General features: G+C 55.3%; 19 protein-coding genes. 13 read left to right on the top strand and 6 right to left on the bottom strand.

Annotation, left to right across the window (positions count from 1 at the left end; genetic code table 11):
• Position 1 precedes the first annotated feature (1 nt).
• Together CCALI_RS11775 and CCALI_RS11780 are read right to left on the bottom strand one after the other, a co-directional pair.
• Positions 2-283, bottom strand: a complete 282-nt coding sequence (locus tag CCALI_RS11775) for a Trm112 family protein (RefSeq protein WP_016483709.1) — start codon at positions 281-283, stop codon at positions 2-4.
• A 238-nt stretch (positions 284-521) separates the two neighbouring features.
• Positions 522-800, bottom strand: coding sequence for a YgiT-type zinc finger protein (locus tag CCALI_RS11780; RefSeq protein ID WP_016483710.1), 279 nt, complete (start codon positions 798-800; stop codon positions 522-524).
• A 225-nt stretch (positions 801-1,025) separates the two neighbouring features.
• On the opposite strand from CCALI_RS11780, the gene hisC reads away from it, so the two are divergent.
• Positions 1,026-2,156: a histidinol-phosphate transaminase gene (gene hisC, locus CCALI_RS11785; RefSeq protein ID WP_016483711.1), complete on the top strand. Its 1,131-nt coding sequence runs from the start codon at positions 1,026-1,028 to the stop codon at positions 2,154-2,156.
• Between the two features lie 202 nt (positions 2,157-2,358).
• On the top strand, positions 2,359-3,153 hold the full coding sequence (locus CCALI_RS15415) for a DUF429 domain-containing protein (RefSeq protein WP_016483712.1): 795 nt from the start codon (positions 2,359-2,361) through the stop codon (positions 3,151-3,153).
• 121 nt (positions 3,154-3,274) lie between these two features.
• Here CCALI_RS15415 and CCALI_RS11795 read toward each other — a convergent pair whose 3' ends face one another.
• Complete coding sequence (locus tag CCALI_RS11795) at positions 3,275-5,260, bottom strand: glycoside hydrolase family 15 protein (RefSeq protein ID WP_016483713.1); 1,986 nt, start codon at positions 5,258-5,260, stop codon at positions 3,275-3,277.
• Between the two features lie 176 nt (positions 5,261-5,436).
• Here CCALI_RS11795 and CCALI_RS11800 point away from each other — a divergent pair, with 176 nt between their 5' ends.
• Together CCALI_RS11800 and CCALI_RS11805 are read left to right on the top strand one after the other, a co-directional pair.
• Positions 5,437-6,759 carry a glycosyl hydrolase family 28-related protein gene (locus CCALI_RS11800; RefSeq protein WP_016483714.1) on the top strand — a complete coding sequence of 441 codons (1,323 nt, stop codon included), beginning with the start codon at positions 5,437-5,439 and terminating at the stop codon, positions 6,757-6,759.
• A 541-nt stretch (positions 6,760-7,300) separates the two neighbouring features.
• Positions 7,301-8,044: a DUF1559 family PulG-like putative transporter gene (locus CCALI_RS11805; RefSeq protein ID WP_016483715.1), complete on the top strand. Its 744-nt coding sequence runs from the start codon at positions 7,301-7,303 to the stop codon at positions 8,042-8,044.
• Between the two features lie 102 nt (positions 8,045-8,146).
• Here the strand turns inward: CCALI_RS11805 and dnaN are convergent, their stop codons facing one another.
• Positions 8,147-9,328 carry a DNA polymerase III subunit beta gene (gene dnaN / locus CCALI_RS11810; protein WP_016483716.1) on the bottom strand — a complete coding sequence of 394 codons (1,182 nt, stop codon included), beginning with the start codon at positions 9,326-9,328 and terminating at the stop codon, positions 8,147-8,149.
• A gap of 251 nt (positions 9,329-9,579) precedes the next feature.
• Between dnaN and CCALI_RS11815 the strand changes: the two genes are divergently transcribed.
• The gene (locus tag CCALI_RS11815) at positions 9,580-9,810 is read left to right on the top strand and encodes a hypothetical protein (RefSeq protein WP_016483717.1); all 231 of its coding nucleotides are present in this window, start codon (positions 9,580-9,582) and stop codon (positions 9,808-9,810) included.
• 130 nt (positions 9,811-9,940) lie between these two features.
• Here CCALI_RS11815 and CCALI_RS11820 read toward each other — a convergent pair whose 3' ends face one another.
• Complete coding sequence (locus tag CCALI_RS11820; RefSeq protein ID WP_016483718.1) at positions 9,941-11,203, bottom strand: alginate export family protein; 1,263 nt, start codon at positions 11,201-11,203, stop codon at positions 9,941-9,943.
• A 461-nt stretch (positions 11,204-11,664) separates the two neighbouring features.
• Between CCALI_RS11820 and CCALI_RS11825 the strand changes: the two genes are divergently transcribed.
• From CCALI_RS11825 to CCALI_RS11850, 7 genes are all read left to right on the top strand, one after another.
• A complete protein-coding gene (locus CCALI_RS11825) occupies positions 11,665-12,021 on the top strand; it encodes an RAMP superfamily CRISPR-associated protein (RefSeq protein WP_044949193.1) in 357 nt (118 codons plus the stop codon).
• Complete coding sequence (locus tag CCALI_RS11830) at positions 11,976-12,533, top strand: hypothetical protein (RefSeq protein ID WP_044949195.1); 558 nt, start codon at positions 11,976-11,978, stop codon at positions 12,531-12,533. The genes CCALI_RS11825 and CCALI_RS11830 overlap by 46 nt, the downstream gene beginning before the upstream one ends.
• A 104-nt stretch (positions 12,534-12,637) precedes the next feature.
• Positions 12,638-12,967, top strand: a complete 330-nt coding sequence (locus CCALI_RS11835) for a hypothetical protein (protein ID WP_155850550.1) — start codon at positions 12,638-12,640, stop codon at positions 12,965-12,967.
• The gene (locus CCALI_RS11840) at positions 12,960-13,802 is read left to right on the top strand and encodes a type III-B CRISPR-associated protein Cas10/Cmr2 (RefSeq protein ID WP_016483719.1); all 843 of its coding nucleotides are present in this window, start codon (positions 12,960-12,962) and stop codon (positions 13,800-13,802) included. Before CCALI_RS11835 ends, CCALI_RS11840 begins: the two co-directional genes overlap by 8 nt.
• Positions 13,803-13,809: 7 nt before the next feature.
• Positions 13,810-13,932 (top strand): hypothetical protein, encoded by a 123-nt coding sequence (locus CCALI_RS16775; protein WP_269431614.1) that lies wholly within the window; start codon positions 13,810-13,812, stop codon positions 13,930-13,932.
• A gap of 8 nt (positions 13,933-13,940) precedes the next feature.
• The gene (cas10, locus tag CCALI_RS11845) at positions 13,941-14,654 is read left to right on the top strand and encodes a type III-B CRISPR-associated protein Cas10/Cmr2 (protein ID WP_231730015.1); all 714 of its coding nucleotides are present in this window, start codon (positions 13,941-13,943) and stop codon (positions 14,652-14,654) included.
• 87 nt (positions 14,655-14,741) lie between these two features.
• Entirely contained in the window at positions 14,742-15,464 is a 723-nt protein-coding gene (locus tag CCALI_RS11850; protein ID WP_044949202.1) for a type III-B CRISPR module-associated Cmr3 family protein, read from the top strand.
• 284 nt (positions 15,465-15,748) lie between these two features.
• Here CCALI_RS11850 and CCALI_RS11855 read toward each other — a convergent pair whose 3' ends face one another.
• Complete coding sequence (locus tag CCALI_RS11855) at positions 15,749-16,714, bottom strand: hypothetical protein (protein WP_044949203.1); 966 nt, start codon at positions 16,712-16,714, stop codon at positions 15,749-15,751.
• 369 nt (positions 16,715-17,083) lie between these two features.
• On the opposite strand from CCALI_RS11855, the gene CCALI_RS11860 reads away from it, so the two are divergent.
• Complete coding sequence (locus CCALI_RS11860) at positions 17,084-18,712, top strand: SGNH/GDSL hydrolase family protein (protein WP_155850551.1); 1,629 nt, start codon at positions 17,084-17,086, stop codon at positions 18,710-18,712.
• Positions 18,713-18,720 lie beyond the last annotated feature (8 nt).

Genomic DNA, 18,720 nt, shown 5'->3' on the forward strand with positions numbered 1-18,720 from the left:
GTTAATCTCCTTCTTGCGGAGGGGCGACAGTGGCCGGATCGGCCTGCTCGTCCAAGAGAATGGCCTCTTCGACGAGCAGTACGGGAATGCCCTCTGGGCTTATGGGGTAGGCATAGCTGCCGCACCAACAGTGAAGTGCCGTTTTCGACTCGTCAAGCTGCAGCGGCCAGCGTTGCGGACAGGCTGGGCAGGCCAAGAGCTTGAGGAACCACGGCTCCAGAGGTTGCGGTTCCAAGGCTGACGTAGGCTCGTTCTTCGCGGTCTCTTCCGATTCGCTTTCCATCTCTACTCCTTCTGACAACCGACGTACACACAAAGTTACTTATTCTCTACATTACCCTATTTTCTCGTAAAGGGGCACGGTGAGGTTGGGTTCGCAAGCTGTTTGCACCGCATGCTCTTAGGAGAGAATCTGTTAAGGGAGAGGCTAGCTTTCGCTAAGATGAGCTCGCGCTGTCGGGAAGCCTTCAAACCGAAAAGCGGCATTCGTACGAATGCCGCTTTGCAGTTGCCCATGTCTCCTATTCTGAGGAGGTCGAGTCGTTACCGAAGCGGTAGACAGGCACGTGGTTTGTAGCGATCGGTAGGTGCTTGCCGTTCAGCAGCCCTAGAAGGGCTGCTGCCGTTGATACCGAAAATAGAATCTCACCACACTCTTGGCACACCTCTGCCGGTATCTCTTGCACGATAACGTAGGTGTTTCTCTCTCGGCATAGTGGCAAGGTAACCTCTTGTGGTCTGCACTCACCACCGCAAAAAGGGCATGGTGCCCAAACCGTTTTGATCTCTGACAACAACATCGCGATAAATCCTGTTTCGTTCCCTTTCTCATATTATCCATCAAAAATACGCCCCGAAGCACGCGCAGTTTTGCGAGAAAGCGATCTCTATGGGCAAAAACCGGTAGATATTCTATGAGGATCTTAGGTTCTCTTTGATTTTCTCATCATGCTGTAGCAGGAGGGTGGTGTTTAGAGGAGGAGGTATAATTTCTCAGATTAGTCAACATTTCGAGGAAGCCTACTGTGTCCGAACCACGTTCTGCTATAGCACACCCACTGAGAGTAGCTGAAAATATTGCTCACCTCGTGCCTTATGTACCTGGGAAGCCCATCGAGGAGGTTCAGAGAGAGCTCGGCATCCAAGAGGTGGTTAAGCTTGCCAGCAACGAAAACCCCTTAGGGCCTTCGCCCAAAGCTCTCGAGGCCATCGCCCAGATGGCGCCAAAGCTGCACCTCTACCCCGATATCTCTTCCCGTACCCTGCGTCTAGCTCTTGCCAAAAAACTGGACATAGCTCCCGAATCGCTCGTTTTTGGCAACGGCTCCGACGACATCATCCATCTTTTAGGGGTCACCTTTTTAGAGCCTGGTGATGAGGTGATCCAGGCCGATCCCTCTTTCGTGCGTTACGAGGCGGCCGCTGTGCTCAACAAGGCGCTCTGTCATAAAGTGCCTTTGACACCCGATTGGGGGTACGACCTCGAAGCGTTGCTGAGGGCTGTAACTTCACGTACCCGCTTGGTATTTATCGCCAATCCAAACAACCCCACGGGAACTATCTTGAGCCGATCTGGGATTGAGGCGCTGTTGGACCGTCTGCCCGAGCAGGCTATCTTGGTGCTAGATGAGGCCTACTATGAGTATGCCACCGGCTTGCCAGAGTATCCGGAGTGTCTCGATTTCGTGCGTAACGAGCGGAATGTGGTGTTGTTGCGCACTTTCAGCAAGGCCTACGGTTTGGCGGGGCTGCGCATCGGTTATGGGATCATGCGCCCAGAGATCGCCGGCTGGCTTGAGCGCACGCGGGAGCCTTTTAACGTGAACCTGCTGGCGCAGACGGCAGCAGCAGCTGCTTTAGAGGATGAAGCCTTCGTGGCTCAGACGGTGGCTGTAAACGAGGAGGGGAAACGAACGCTCTACGCTGCTTTTGAGCATCTCGGGCTTGACTATACTCCTACCTACGGCAACTTCATCTTTGTGCAGGTTGGGCGCGATGGGCGGGCGGTGGCCGATGCTCTGCTACGGCGAGGGGTCATCGTTCGCTTCAGCCCTGACTTCAAGAGTCAAACCCATCTGCGCGTCTCCATTGGGACGCCCGCACAAAACGCCCGGTTTTTGGAGGCTCTACCCGAAGCCCTGGCGGAAATAAAATAGTACACATTGAGATATAGCTGGCATGAACAAGCGATTGGTGGCTAGCTTTGCAAAAAAGATCAAAGTTGGGAACTTTTTGTCATGAACATGGAGTATAATAAGGTACGAGCAGTTCGATCGCGATCCCTGCAGAAGTTCTGCGGGTTGCGACCTCCTTTCTTTCCCGATGCCGAAAGGCATCGGGCTTTTTTTGTGAGCTACCATGCGATTTGTAGGGATTGACCTTGCATGGGGAGATCGCAACACGAGCGCTGTGGTTGTGTTAGAACCTCGCGATGCCTCCTATGAAACGCTGCAAACGCTAGAATGGCACGACGCTCTGGGTTCAAATGAGGAGATCGTGCGCTTCGTGGGTTCTATTGATAAAGGGGCTGGCCTGCTTATTGGGGTTGATGCTCCTCTTATCGTCCCCAATATCCACGGAGAGCGCCCTTGCGAAACCCAACTACGACGCTGTTTCGGTCGTTACGAGGCCGGTCCTCTTCCGGTCAATCAGCGCATCTGTGGAGGGCGTTTGCGGGGTGAGGGGCTTCTGCACCTGCTGCGCACGACGCTCGGGACGACGCCCGAGTATCGGTTCCCACCGCTTGAGCCCACGGTTCGACGTTGTTTAGAGGTGTTTCCGCGTAGCGCGCAGTGCGCCCTCTTTCATCTCAAACGCTCCTTGAAGTATAAAGCTAAATCGGGGCGCTCACTGCAAAGCCGTTTGGCGGAGTATGCGCGCTATGCGACTCTGCTGGAATCGTTAGAAACAGCGCGGCCCTCTCTTTTGCCACCGTCCTGGCTTTCGGAGGTACCGAAGAGGTACGGGCGCGAGCTAAAACGTTACGAGGATCGGCTCGACGCCCTTTTGTGCGCCTACGTGGTGGCCACCTACTGGCATTACGGCGAGGGCGAGCATTGTTGCGTGGTAGGCGATAGTCGGCATGGCTACATTCTTACTCCGGTAACGCCTGAGCTGGCGATCTGTCTTCGAAAAGGGGCAGCCCAGGCGTAGAGTCGAACGGCCGATTTTTTAGGGAAGCTTGCAGGGCAAGCTTCCCTCACTTGTCTCGTTTCCCTTTCCTTGAGACACAAACGTTGCTCTGATGTGGTGAAGATATTCGCTTTGCGAAGCGCTAAGCTGCAACGCCGATTCGATCCTCCTGATGCAAAAGCTGTCGGTACTTGTCGCGTAACTGGCAAACGGTGGAGATGAAGGTGGCGTGTGACCAGGTGAGCGGCGAGACGGATAACGGAGCGCCGGTGAAGGGATGGATCTGTTCCGCCATAATGCCCGAGGGCAACGCATGACGGATGCACCATCGCAAAAGCGATTCGGCCTCTTGCAGCTCGCCGAGGCTTTGGGCGCGCACTATGCGCCACTGGGCGAGCCACAAAGTGCACAAGAACCAGGGGTTGCCGGGGACGCTGGCTATATCGTCGGAGCAACGATAGTAGTAGTCGCCTTCGTAGCGCGCGATGCCGCCCACTTCCGTGCGAACCTGAAGTTTCGCCTCCAGCTGCTCCATAGTAGAGATAAGTCGAGGATCGTCGGGTGCTAAGAACCGAAAGAGAAACAGGCCAGCGAGGCTGGCGTCCATTGTGAGGTCGGGAACGATCTGGCCTTCCTCCACACGTATGGTTCGCAGAAAGCGGTTCTGGCTTGCACAGTAAAGATAGCGAAGTGCAGCCTCATGAATCTCCTCGGCAACGCGCCGATATCGTCGTGCGCGCTCCTTGTCGCCAAAGATGCCTGCAAATCGGGAAGCCGCTAAAAGCCCGGCCCAAACCGAGGCGACCGTAAAGGTGTGGATGCCACGCCTCTCTTCCCACAAGTCCCAACACATGTCGGGCAGGCCGGTATGCGGATCGCGAAAGGCCGCTAGGAAGTCAGCTGCCGGTTGAATCATGTCACGATATACCGTGCGCAGGTAGTCCACATCGCACAGTCGGTCGAAATGCTCGCCCAAGGCAAACAGTACCAGAGCCGTCTCATCCTCTTGAATGGGCAGTTGCAGGTGTCCAGTGCGGTCAGCCCACGGGTGCCAGGAGGAGCCGACGCTGCCGTCTGGGTTGTATTTGTGCCAAAAATAGCCTTTTGGGTCTATAATCTGCGAGCAGAAGGTAAAGAAGCGACGCGTGGTCTCGTGATAGCCGGCGAGGTCCATGGCGTAGGCTACAAGGGCGCCATCTCTAGGCCACATATAGGAGTAGGAATCGCGGCTATATTGCAGTACATCCGAATCGTTGGCTGCAATAATGGCCCCTCGGTTGTCTATCTGGGTGCGAAGCACCAGCAGGCAGCGGTGGTAGAACCGCAAAATATCGTCTGGCATCTCAAAAGGCGTGTCGCCCTTTGTAACCCAAAAGTGCCAGTAGGTACGTACGCGCTGCAAGATGGTTTCAGGGCCTATCTCACGAATTTCGTGATCAAGACGGCTTACCTCGGCGAGGTCGCGACCGGCGCATATCCAGCTATAGACCACAGCCTTGTCGGCCACGCGCACCATCACGCGACCCACCGAATCCACGCTGCCTTGCGCAATGGGGTTGCGCGAAAGGGAGCCGTCTTCGGCATCGCGCCAGGTGCCCTGGGCCTTGTGATGGCCGATAATGCCTACCGCATAGCTTGAGAGCCCCCAGTCTCTGCCGTTGGTTCCGCTGATCAGAAACCAATGGCGGCCCTTGTAGTGCAAAATGGCACGATGGATAGGGTCGTAGTAGGCCGTATCGCCCTCCCGTGAGCCGCTGATATTAAGGTCATGATGCCAAAATAGGCGCACATCCCGTTCGCCCCCTAACAGATTATGAATCTCTACCCGCCGCAGAAGGATGTCGGCGTTGCAGTCCACACAATCTTGACAGATCAGACGCAAGCCCATGCCCTGATGGAGCAGGTGCACTTCGGTAACCAGAGTGTCTTCCTCGTAACGCAGCTGGCGTTCCCAACCGTCATCGCATACCCACGACATCTGTCCGTCGCACCACACTCCGAATCGGCAAGGGTAGCCCATGGTGTGGTTGTATTGCCCGACATAAGGATAGAAAAGCTCCCTTAAGTTATAGCGGTCATCGAAGGCGACCAGCAGATTTCCATTGCAGATCGGTATGTCGCGTGGCATTATTTACACTCCATTGCGCTTTTCTTGTTATTTTTTGCTGAGGAATTATCGGTGTTCTGAGAAGAATGTTCCATATTTTCACCTAGAGTTGGGTAGAATTCTGTAGAAGAGCGGGTAGAACGCAGCAAAACGCCTATGTTGTGTTCCCCAAAGCGAGATTTTCTAAGGGAAGGCTTATGAAAAAGCATGACGATGTGCGGCGGCGGCTTCTAAAAAGCACAGCGCTGGCTGCGGGTGCCGGCTTTTTAGCCGGTTCCACTTCGCACAGCGAGGCGGCGATATCGGCGGCCAATAGCGCTCATTTTGACGCTCGGCAGTTTGGGGTACGAGGTGATGGCCATCACGACGATACGGACGCTCTACAAAAAGCCCTCGACGCCGCGGGCAAGGTCGGCGGCGGCATCGTGAGCTTGCCCGCAGGGCAGTATCGCATTAATAGTCATCTCTCCATCCCCGGAGGGGTTACCTTGCAAGGGACTTTTCGCGCCGCGCCCTGTGCACGTCACGATCCCTATCCTCAACTTTACGGCACCGTTCTGTTGGCCTATGCGGGTCGCGGCAAGCCCACCGATCCGCCGTTCATTCGCCTCGCCGGCCAGATGGCAGCCCTTGCTGGCGTTATCATCACCTATCCCGAATGGAAGCAGACCGATGTGCCGCCCGTTCCCTATCCGCCCACTGTGCTGGCCGAAGGGGGTGTGGAGGATGTGGCCATTATGGACTGCTGCTTCCTCAACACCTACGAGGCCATTCGGCTTCAGGAAGCGCATCGGCACTACGTGCGCAACGTCTACGGCTATCCCCATTGGCGTGGCCTCTATGTGGATGCTTGCTACGACATTGGGCGCGTGGAGAACTGCCACTTCTGGCCTTTCGGCGTCAGCTTCGATCCCAAAGACCCCTTCTGTCAGTGGGTCAACACCAATGCCGTCGCCTTCGAGTTTGCACGTACCGATTGGCAGTATGTATTAAACACCTTCTGTTTTGGTTATGGCGTCGGTTACAAGTTCTCCGAATCGAAGGCCGGCGCTTGCAACGGCAACTCTTTGGGCATAGGTTCCGACTCCTGCGAGCGCGATATTTTGGTGGAACAGGCTCAGCCCTACGGCCTGCTCATCAACAATGGCGAGTTTGTGGGGCGCTGGACGAGCACGTCGGCCGTGTGCGTGGAGATAGGTGAGAAGGTCTCCTCCAAAGTGAGCCTAAGTAACTGTGCTTTCTGGGGGCCCATTGAACGAATCGTCTGGCAGCGCGGCCCTAACGCCCAGTTCACCGCCTCTGCCTGCCATTTTGTGGACTGGACTTCTACCGCTCTCCAGATCGATGCAGGTAAAGTGATCGTGCAAGGCTGCACCTTCATGCAGCCTAAAACCGCCGCCATTATTGGGGAGCAGGTGAAGTCCGCTATCTTCATTGGCAACCAGGCCAACGGTGGGCTTATTGTGGATAATCGGGCGGGCAATCGAACCCAGCTTGGCTTTAACGAGCAGCCCACCTGACGAAAGATCGCACGGTTGTTGCGGTAGTATATGGGAGGAGGGAGCCAAGAACGGTGTTTCGTGGGACAGCCGTACTTCTTATCCTCTGTTTCCTGGTCAGCGAGGTGTGGGGCCTTCGCCTTGAGCAGTGCTCTGTGCGTCGTACTCCCACTCGTACCGTCTCTTGCGATATGCCCTGCTGCCGAACAGCGCTTGCTAAGGGAAAGATGTGCTGCTGTTGCTGCCCTAAAGCGCAAAAAGGATACGCCTTCTGCCCTTGTCTGCATGCGTCGTCGGCTAGACAACATGCCCTCCTGCTTTCAGTTAACCAGAAGCTTCCCCTCCTGCCCCCAACACGCTTTGTGGTATCGGTCCCTATAGAGGGAACCTATCTAAGTTCTAGGGTGCAGCCTTTGTGGCCTCCCTCTTTCGTCTATTCGCCATCGCCTCCGCCTCCTCGATCGATCTCTTCATCTCTTTTGGCATAGATGCTCCTCTGAAGTTCTTTTGTGCTTCGGAGAGCTGTGAAGAGATAACGATCTTTTGAGGAGGTAAGTTTTTTATGGTCAAACGCACGCGAGCGTTCACGCTTATCGAGTTACTTGTCGTGATAGCGATAATCGCGATACTTGCAGCCATTCTCTTCCCTGTCTTCGCACAGGCCAGAGAGAAGGCGCGCGCTATCGCCTGTCTGTCCAACTGCAGGCAGATCGGGTTGGCGCTCTCGATGTATCTACAGGATTGGGATGAGAAGTTCCCACAGGAGCATCCTACTACGAGCAACCCGGTTGTGGACGACAGTCAGGGGCAGTTAGAGACAATAGACTACGGTTCACCGTTCGATAAGATTCTGCCCTACGTTAGCGGACACGATTCCAACAAGGTGGGCATCTACATATGTCCGTCGGATCCGGATCCTCATGGGCAGTCGCTTTTGGATGCCAATGGCAACTGTAAAAACACCGATCCGCCTGCACCACCGCCGGGGGCGCTCACCAGTTACGTGCTCAACGCCTACTATCTTTTCGGTGCCACCTTGGCGCAACTGCCGGACCCGTCGCGTTCCATCTATATTAGTGAGCGGCGCGACACGTTTTGTGACGTTCACTACCATCCCTGGTTAGGTGAGATACTTGCACCCAATGGGCCTAACGATCCGATCAATCCGATCGCTATTGCCTACAATCGGCATAACGGGGGAAGTAACTTTGTCTATGCCGATGGCCATGCAAAGTGGCACCGTTTCGAGGACACCATACGTCCTTTTGAAGGGCATGAGCTCTACGGTGAGCATCAGGCGTTTTAATGCAGAATAGGCTGTAGGTAGCACTGCGCCTCTACCTCGTTTGCAAGGTAGAGGCGCACGACCGTCCTTCACGTCTACAAATAGGGCCCTCGAGGGGATCGCCTAGACGATCTGCATCGGCATCAGCACGCAGAGATAATCGAGATCAAACCCGCTGTTCTCTTCTTCTTCCACCTGTGCAATGGGGCGGATGACCCCCGGCTTCAGTGGCTCGGTGAGGTCGAGCGTAACGCCCTCCTCCTCAATCACCGAGAGCACATCGAGAAGGTAGCGGGCATTGAAAGCCACCTCCACATCATCGCCCTCTCGTAGCACCTCGAGCTCCTCATAAGCGCTGCCGACGATCTGGTTTTCCGCGGTCAGCACAAGCTTGTCCTCATCGGTGCGTAGAATGATGCGATGGGCGCTGGCGCTGTCTCGCGCGACGATGGAGGCGCGTTTCACCGCCTGAAGGAAGGGCTGAGTTGGAATGGAGAGGCGGCGGCGGTACTCTGTGGGAATGACGCGCTGATAGGGCGGGAACTGGCCCTCGATGAGGCGCGAGACGATCTGCACATCGTCCTCTCCAGGCAGCAGGAAGCGGACCTGGTTGGAGGAGATGGTAACGTTGACGTCACCCTCACTATCGGTAAGAAGACGCAGAAGCTCGTTCATGGTGCGTGAGGGCACCACAGCGTTCTGGGTTCCGCGCACGTTGTTGAGGGCCACCGTACAGAGGGCAAGACGATGGGTGTCGGTGGAGACTAGATGCAGTGCGTTCTCCTCAACCACCATAAGAATGCCGGTAAGGATGGCGCGTCCTTCATCGGAGGAGACGGCGAAAATGGTTTTTCGGATCATCTCTTTGAGAACGGCTTGCGGCACGGTAAAGGAGACGGCATCGGCCACCTCCGGCAGCTGAGGATACTCCTCGGCAGGAAGGCCGAGGATTTTGTAGTCGGATCGCTCGCAGTGGAGGCGCACGGTGTGGCTGCGATCGACGGAGAGGGCCACATCGCTCTTATCGGGCAGGTTGCCAAGCACCTCCGCCAAGGTACGTGCCGGTGCGGTTAGCGCCCCAGGCTCTTGCACGGTGGCCGCGACACGGCAGGAGATGCCCAACTCCAGGTCTGTGGCCACAAGGCGCAGACCGCCCTCCTCCGAACGAATAAGGATGTGGCTGAGGATGGGCAAGGGACTGCGGCCGCTCACCGCATGTGCGACGGCCTGCACAGCGGAAAAAAGATCTTTACGAGGGCAGATAGCCTTCAAGCTGCTGTTGGTTTCGATGGGTGTGGTTACCATGAGGTTTCCCTTTCTCGTTGTGAGGTTTCGTAGAAAAGGACGGGCGGGAGGACGAAAAAGTGTCGCATGGATTTTGCTAATTTTTGCCTAATTTGGCTATAAAAAGAAATTTTTTCAAATTTTTGCCCAATTGGCTACTTTTATGGCTCGAATCGGGTAATAATATATAGGGGAAGCGTTCTCTGCAACTGGAGCGCCTCCTGCGAACATCAACCGAGATGCTCGCGTGAACGGAAGGAGACATAAAACGGATGTCCAGCCTGCTTGTCACCAACAAAGAAGAGTTCGTTTCGGGCGAAGTGGTTGAGCCTGGGGTATACGAAGACCTCGAAAGCGGCGCCATTTTGGAGATTCGCGAGCCGGATGCGTTGCCAGAAGGGGCCCGCGTGGTTCACTATCTGCGGCGCTTCCGGCGCATCGGGCAGCTACAAGAGGACGCCCGTGACCTCAACTCCGGAAGTGAGGCCACCAGAAACCGCTAGGGCTCTGGAAACGGGCGTCTTTGCTTGTACCCGAACTTCACAGAAAATCTTCCCCTATGAGCCGCGCACCTGGGGGTGAAGTCGGGAGATACAGGGCGGCAGAAGGCCCTCTTGCCGCCCTGTTTTCCTTTTAGAACCGCCAAGTGGGCTGAAGGTAGAACCAGTTCACCTCATGGGCCAGCGTCGGAGCGAGCGTACGTATGAAGTGCCCTGGAAAGAAGTGGCTATAGCCCATTTCGAGGCTTAGCGTCCTGGAGAGGTGGTAGGTCGCAATGAGGTCTACATCGGTGCCGATCTCTCGCCCCGCTGTCCCGTTAGGGCTACGTAAAGGCAGCCCATTAACTCCCTTCACCGGCCCACCGGCGTACCAGTAGTCACGTGCATCGGCCAGCGCCAAAAAGTGCGTGTCTACCGAAAGCTCCCAGCGACGTATGGGGGCTCCGCTCAGCATAACTCGCCACTGCCTCACGTTGCGCCAGTTGGCGTAGATCAGTGAGCCGAAAAAGGCATGGCTTGAACCAAACAACGGGTCAAACGTGTTGGTGTGGTGGGGATCGGTGGGGCTGCCGCCACTGGCGAAATCGCGTTCGAGAAGGAGCCGTAGGCCGGCTTTGCCTGGAAACCGAGTGTTTAAGGTCGCCCCATAGGCCCAAGCGGTTACGGCCTTGCTGCCGTTGCTGCCAAACTGAAATGCCGTTTCCACCGAGGCCTCGATGCGTCCGAGCAGATGCACCACCGGGCGTGTGCCCACCGTCCATAGTCCAAAGTTGTTGTCGGCCTCATGGTCGTGTACATAGAGCAGGTAGAGGTCGGTGGTGTTTTGTGGACCCAAGGTCAGAGTGGAATAGAGGCCTGTAAGCACCGGTCGAATCGGCTTGCCATCCGCCACCCCAACGCGTCCCACAAACAGGTCGGTGCTGGCGCCACGCCGTTCGTAGCGTAGTCGGATGGCATCAAAAGAGCGTGAGATGTTGTTCCAGTTATCGTCGTCCAGCAGGCGGTGCACACCATAGGCCAGAATCTGGCGCCCTACGCGTACGCTCCAGGGGCCATAGCGCTTTTCCACGTACCCTTGATACAGCTCCGCCACACTCTGAACTCGCCAGTGGCTGCCCACCAGCTGTTCGCTTTCCCGGTGCTGCGGTTGCACAAAGAGGCTTAGACCAGAGCTGTCGTGCCATGCAAAGCCTAACCGTAGTCGGCTAAGCCACTCTTGCGGCGCCGAAGTGCTGCCAATCGAGGGGGCATTTGCTTGCGAGCCATCGTGCCGAATCCGCCATTCGGGCTGAAAGGAAAAAGGGGTGGAGGTTTGGGCGGGCACCATTTGCCCGGCTGCCAGAAGGGCCGACAACAGGCCGGCCCCTATAAGGGGTTTCTGTTTCGCGATATGCATCTCTCTCCTAAAAAAATAAAGAAATCGGTAACATCGCTCCCTCGTTTCTGAAGCCTAATGCCGCGGTCTCTACGAGGTTGGAAAAGGAACAGGCAGGCAAGGAGAGTGGGGAGCTTTTGCGCTCTTTCCATCGCAGGTCAAACTTCGCCCTGCGGGAAGGAGCCATTTTATTCTGGCATCCAAATTATTAAGGGAATGTTAAGGCGGCCATGAAAGCGCGTTGAAAGCAAAGAAGGTTCGACTTTTGCAGCCTTCAGCGGTAGACAACGAATCGGCATGCTTTCAAAACGGAAGAAAGAATCGGGCGAGCAAGTGCGAATCTATTTATTTCATATCTTTTACATCCGTTTCTGGTCTTGTCCAACGCCGCATTTTCCAGTTTTGCCTGCCGTGACGGTATTTCCTTACTAGTGGGCAGCACGAAAAAGCCTTTAAGGCAGCAAGCAAGGAGATGCACATCCATGCGCCCTAGGAAATCTTTGGAGCCGCCGCAATGGCCGCAAAGACCTTCTATCCCTTATCGGGCGTCGCTGGCTCTCTCGCTAAAACTGATCACCCCCCTGTTTGGGGGCGGCTACGAGGCCGGCGAAGTGGACAAGGACTGCCCCGTGCGCGCGGCCACTATTCGAGGGCATCTGCGCTTTGGGTGGCGTGCGATCTACGAAGCTCAATACGATAGCCCCAAGGCGCTGTTTGAAGCCGAAGAGGGGATTTGGGCAGCACCAACCGACCCAGTGCCCTCGCTCTTAAAGCGGAGGTTACTCAGGAGGGTATGCCTATTCCCTACTCTAAGCTTAAAGATGGCCATCGCCCTTTAGCCTATTTTCTTTTTCCTTTTCAAGGGAGCTCAAAAGATCAGCAGAAAGAGGGATATCAAGATATCGCCTTCGATCTCACCCTCGAATTTCCCTCGGTACGTCAGCAAGCCACCGAGCGCACTATCAAAGCCTGGATCGCCTTTGGAGGCGTGGGGGCGCGCACCCGTCGCGGCTGCGGAGCGTTACAGGTTACTGAGGATGCGGCTAGGTGGTGTATGCCGGCTCAGCCTGAAGGCCGATCGAGTTGGCTGAACGACCTGGTTCCAAGCTCTGTCAGCCGGCCTTCTGCCCCTCGAATGTCGGTGCTTCATGGCGCTGAATGCGTTATAGGGATGCCACAAGGGGATGCATTGGACGTATGGGAAAAGCAGGCCGACTTTTGGCAGAGGTTTCGGAAAGGGTATATAGGGGAAAAAGGGAGGAGTATAGGCCTCAAAAGTCGGGTTTATGGAAAGACTATACTAGCCTTTCCGAGACTTTACCCTTGCAAGGTGCCTCCCTGTCTCTTGTAAAACCTTTTCTCGGTCTTCCAATTCTTTTTCAAAAGACCCCCACGTATCGCCGCGCTAACCGAGCGTTTTTTATTGGTGAGCTCCTTCCTGAAGATTCCCGCCGCATGGCCTCGCCCATTGTTCTCAAACCTATTGCCCTGGCCGAGGAGAAAGTCTGCCCCTGCGTTCTAAGGCTTTCCGCACCTCCGCCTAAGAAGCTAAAGGCAACAAGAGATAAAGTTATCCGTCAAGGCCAATCTGATAAAGAGGTGGTTGACGAGTTTGTCTTGCAGATGCCCACCCCAGAGACGGAGCCCTTGTTGCGTACGGCAAATCCCCATGGGGAGGAAGAGAATATCGATCTCTATGGTGTGGTGATAAAGGAAGCAAAGGAGGTCTTCGAGGACTCTTGGGTCTACTCACTCGGTACATCGGGGGGTGATCCTCATGCGTAATCTGCTGACTATCTCCATTGGGCCCGTGCAGGAGTTCATCGCGGCGGCGCGAAAAACGGCCGACCTTCAAGCCGGATCGAACCTACGACAACGCCTTGCCTGTGAGGCGGCCAACTATGTGAGCCGTTATGGCGAGCTCGTCTTTCCATCCGATGCAGCGGAGGGTGGGGCCAATAAAATTCTTGTTCTCCTTCACGAAAACGAAGACCCCAAAGTGGTGGCGCGGGAGTGCCATAAGTGCCTGAAGGAGAGTCTGATGAAGTGTTGGCAGACCGTGCTGGAGAAGCTGTCGGAGAAAGCCGTGGGCAAGGAGCTTGGCAATAACCAGATCAAAAACTTTGTGGAGTTCTATGCCGCCTGGATGCCACTGGAAGACGAGGCCTCCTATACCACTGCACGCAAAGATCTGGAGCGTCTGTTGGCCGGGCGTAAAGCCCTGCGTGATTTTAAACAACCGCTCAGCTATCCCGATCGGTTTAAAAGCCCCTTCGATCCCTCGCGCGACACGGTGATTCGGGATCACGATAGTCTCAAAAAGCCTTTAAAGCTCAAAGAGAGCGAATATCTTGATGCCATCTCGTTGATGAAGCGCTCTATAGGGTTGCACCCTGATATCCTCGATAGCTGCTTCCCAACAAGGAGGAAACACGAAATGGTCGCCACGTTTCAAAAGCAAGATCAACATAGCCGACCTCAGAGCGACGCATCGAATGTCCCCTCCACCTCGGAGATGGCCTTCCGCTCGCTGGAGCGGCGCGTTAGAGATGCTGCTAGGCCTAGCGCTGGTTTACACTCTCCAAGCTTTCGCCAAGACGCACAGAATAGACGAGCTTAGCGAGCTAGTGTTTGAGAACCGACTGAACGAGCTAGCGGAGGAAGGAAAGCTTACAGAGGATGAAAGAAAGCAGGCGGACAACCTCCGCAAAAAGCTGCTAGACGAGTTGCAGACGATGGTGATCGCATAGGTAGAATCCTGAACACTCTAGTCGCTCCTGATGCCCATCGGAATTTTTCGAAAGCGCTCGCGAAGTTTGCTCAAAAAGCGCGCGAGATCATTAAAGGCTACAGCGACTACTGCATCTATGCTGGAGGAGACGATGTGCTCGCCCTTCTGCCCTTGGAGACAGTCATCGAATGTGCAAATGCGCTGAACAAAGCTTTTCGTCAGCACCTACAAGGTTTTCAGCTGCCGGATGATTCAGGCACGCTTTCTATAGGCGTCGCGATATGCCATCGGATGGAGCCGCCAAGCATCGCTCTGGAGGCCGCTCGCAGTGCCGAAAGGGCGGCCAAGCAACTTCGCAATGCCCTGGCCGTTGCCGTTCATCCGCGGAGCGGATCTAGCGTTATGGTGAAGGATCCATGGCGCGATACCCTGCTGCAAGACTGGCAAAACTCCAAAAAGGCCCTGCGCCACGGGATAGCGCGTGGATTCCCTTACGAGCTGCAGCATCTTGCCAGGCAGTGGGAAGGTGCGATATCGCATCCTAATTTCTCTCCGCGTCAGAAGAGAGAGCTCCCAAAGCGTCTGAAGAAGGAGGCCCTGCGCATCCTCGAACGCAAGAAAGAGACCGGCCAAAACACCAAAGCGATCATGGAAGAGGTCATTGATAGCATTCAATCGGTCGATCAGTTAAAAACCCAGGCCGATCGCTTGGCCATCGCCCATTTCCTAACGAGAGGTTAAAACCGATGTGAGCCTTTCAAATTCTGCCCATCGAGCCTCTACTGCTACGTGACGGCCGACCGTTTAGCACCGATGAGGGCGCTCTGGATGCCACCTCTCTCAATGCCCATGCCGGGCACCCTTGCCGGCTTCCTACGCCCGCTGATCGGGCAACGACGCGGATACTCCTGGGAGCCCTCGGAGGTGGCCATCCTGCGGGACATCGGCGTTGCCGGGCCGCTGCTAAAGAACGAGACGGTCTGCTTTCCCGCCCCTGCGGATGCGGTCGTGCTGGAAGGAAAGGAGCTGATGACTCTGCGCCCCTTTGAACCGGAAAAGGGCGGCTGCAACCTTCGCCCTGGGCTTTTGCCCCTTAAGGTCACCAAGGACGGCAAGCCCGCGCCCGGCTATACCTACTGGAAGGCCAGAGATATGTTTCAATGGCTTGCTGGCAATGTGCAAGAGAGCTTCTTGCCTGAAGAGATCGGCGACTTCCCCCGCGACACAAGCCTTCATGGGGCCATAGATCCGAGGACCCATACGGCGCAGGAGGGCAGGCGCTATTCCACGGAAATGGTGGTTTATGAGCAGTTAAAGAAAAGCAAGGAGGACGAAAACTGCGACCAGAAGTACGAAAGCTGGTCCTTCTTGGTGGCCGCGGAGGTTTCTGAGGAGGAAGACCTCTGCACCGTTCACACGCTGGGCGGAGAACGTTGGCTGGCCGCTGTTCGGGAGGCCCCTAAGAAGTGGCCAGATACGTGCCCAAACCCCATTAAAGAGGCGCTACGGCATGCACGGCAGATGCGTCTGAAAAGCTGCCGAGACGGTTAGACGAAGCGGAGATAGATAGGTTTAAGAGGGCCTGGTCACAACTTGGGCAGCTGCGCAATGATATCGCCCATTGCGGTATGCGGGCCCGTCCGCGTTGGGCGGTGGATGCCATAAACGAGGTTCAACGTTTATCTAAATTGCTGGAGCCGCTATACGAGCTTATCAAAACTCAGCCCTGACGCCCGTGATCCTTTTGAAAGCGCCTAATACCTTGGTGGCCTAGTATATTACCGGCACCGCTTTCCCACAACAACCGTTGCCCTCTCCTCTAGAAGAAGGGCGTGTTAGCCGCATGGCTGCGCAAAAGCCACCTGTTGCCGTCGTTTTCGTAAGGTGAAGAGCGATAGGGGCAGCGAAAAACCTAGGATGAGCGATCCCAGCCCGCCCTCTGGTACAAATCCATGGGGCGTTTGACCTCCAGAAGCAGAAAATTGTGGCGGCAAAGCCCCAAGAAGGGGAGGTGAACTGCCGTGCCCTCCGCCATGAAAGAGAAACGGCAGCCCCAAAGCTCCATAGGGAAAGCCGCCCGTTACGTGCGCTTCCGGCAGACCAGGTGGCACAAGGGGAGCTAGGGAAGGTGAGAGCGCGACCTCCACACTTTTGATCTGTTCCGGTACGGCAGGGGCGACGGCGGAGGGGGATGGGCTGCTAGACGCCATAGCCACCGAGAGGTTTGGGGTTGTTACGTTAAAGAGGTTATGCACCACGCTTTTGGGAGGAGGCAGTTGGATGTTGCCAATGGGGTTGCCGCACACGGCAATGAGCACGGGGGTGCCGTTCGCGTCTACAAAAGCAGGGGTACCGGCGGGCAAGCGCCGCATGCGGTAGCCCACGATATCATGGCCTTGTGCATCGTGATGCACGTACCACACGGGCAATACGTGGGCACTGGAGAGGCGCTTGAATCGAAGTTGAGCGAGCGCCAGCTCTAATTCTCCTAAAGAGGACAGGTTGTAGTGGTGTAGATAGCGTGCAGCCACCATACGATTCGTGCGGACTTCGATCACCAGTTCACGGGTGCTCTCGACCGGTGTGACCAGAAAAGAGCCGGGGGGCACAACGGAAGGCCTCAAACGGAGCGAGGGCAGGGGCGGCTGTGCGAGGACGAAAAGAGGGTTTATAAGTCCGAGAAGAGCTATCAAGAACCGGGCGTTCAGAATGCGGACACCCTTGAAGCAGAAAGCCATCGTTCGTTTCAGCGCACACGGTAACAGTTGTGCTCTCTGAAGCGCTTCCCATTGTCGTTGCATTTTGTTCATCCCCTCTCGCAGTGCCGTGGCTTCGTTATGTCTCTACACTCGAGGGAGCACCTTTCTATTTTGATCAAAGAAATTGTATCTATCATTCCGTTGACCAACTCTAAAGACTAATTTTAGCACATCATTGAGAGCGAAGCTACAAATCATTTTACAAGGGCACTCCTACAATAGATACGGTGGTGGGACTGAGATTCCCTTCTCTGGGAGCTTAAAGCATCTGACTGATAGTTGATATAACAAATCGCTATCTAAAGTGGCGGCCGCTGTCTGCGTATACGTACCCCATTTCTATTACAAGACATCACAAGAAAGGAGGATGCGGCTTTCCTCCCTACCCACAGGTAGGGGCTTAGTCGCAATTTGAAGACGACATTGATTAAAACGCTAAAACGCACACTAGGGTTGTGGATGATGATGACTCTCTTGGCGCTCGGCGCCAGGGCCCAAACGATTATCCTCGACGATACGTTTAACCGTGGCCCTACAACCGTAGGCTCCGGGGCCAATAGCACCACCGGTATCGGGAACGGGTGGATTGACACAACCGGCAATATCTGGAGCATCCCCACCGTGGGCCAACTGAATGCAAGCGCAGGGGGGTTGGGCAACCCTTGTTACTGGGCGGGCAGCGGAGGACAGATGCAGACCGAAGAGTGTGCGGTGACCTTCGTCTGCTCGAGTTCGGCCAACCGAGATGTGGCCGCCGTTGTGAAGCTGCAGGATGCCAAAGATTACTATTGCGCATTTGTTGATTCGGGCACTCTCTATGTGCAGAAAGTCATTAACGGGACCTTCATGAACCTTGTGGCTGTGCCCGCTTTTAGTCTTTCCGTAGGGCAGACGGCGACGATAGTGCTTTATGCCAATACCAGTGGAGGTTCCACCACCCTGATCGCCTATTCGTTTGTTGGAACGCTTGGTGCACCGTCGGGAACGATCTACACCGCTACCACAGTGAACAGTGCCCCTAACCTGCAAAACGCTGGCTATTGTGGCATTACTAGCTTTTTAAACTCTGCAATTAACTATGTGACCGAGGCCAAGATTTGGAATGGACTTTACATCCCCGGCAACGTGTTGACAAGTGGAGCTGTCGCCCTTACCGCAGCCAACACCACTACGATTACGGCAGCGGTAGGCGCGCCTATGGGCGGCACAAGTCCCTATACCTATGCTTGGTACTACAGCACTGCGGCCAATGTAACCCCTAACGTGTTAATAGGCGGGCAGACGACGGCGACTTTAACCTGGAACCCTCCGACAAGTGGGCACTACTATGTGAGGTGTGTTGTAACCGACAGCACTGGCCATAACGTCTCCTCTAACACCGTGCTGGTGGCAACGAACGGAGGAAGCCTAGTGATCGGCTTTATTGGAGATAGTATCACGCAGTATGGAGATAGTTTAGGAAACGCCCCGCCCTACTATGAGTGCCAGATAGTACAGTATGTAGGGAACTTCTATAAGGTGAGCCTTGTGAACGAAGGGATTCCAGGCTCCAAGACATCGGATTGGGTGCCTACAAACTCCAATAACTATTTTAACAACGCGTTGGCGGCCTTTCAGGGCGCGGGGGTAAGCGTTGTGAGCATTATGCTGGGCACCAATGATGCTTATGGGGGTATGCCCCAAGCGACGTATCAGAGTAACCTCCAAGCCATCGTGAACGGCCTTGTGGCCAATGGGTTTAAGGTGATTCTCAATAGTCCTCCGTACATTCTTAACACAAACTATGCTAGTGCCAATGCGTTATTGGAGAGCGCCTATCCCAAAGCCATAGCGGCGGTGGTGGCAAGCAACCCGAAAATGGTGTATCAAGGAGCTCTATACGATTACCGCTATTTTGCGCAGCATGTTGACGAGATGAAAGACCAATTTCATCCAAACGATGCTGGGATACAGAGCTATGCGAAGATGTGGGCACAAGCGTTTATCCAGTCGTTCTTGGGGCCTGGGAAGAGTCCGCTTGAGGGCGGGCCAGTGCATTAAAGGAGGGG

It is taken from the genome of Chthonomonas calidirosea T49, assembly GCF_000427095.1.
GTDB lineage: Bacteria > Armatimonadota > Chthonomonadetes > Chthonomonadales > Chthonomonadaceae > Chthonomonas > Chthonomonas calidirosea.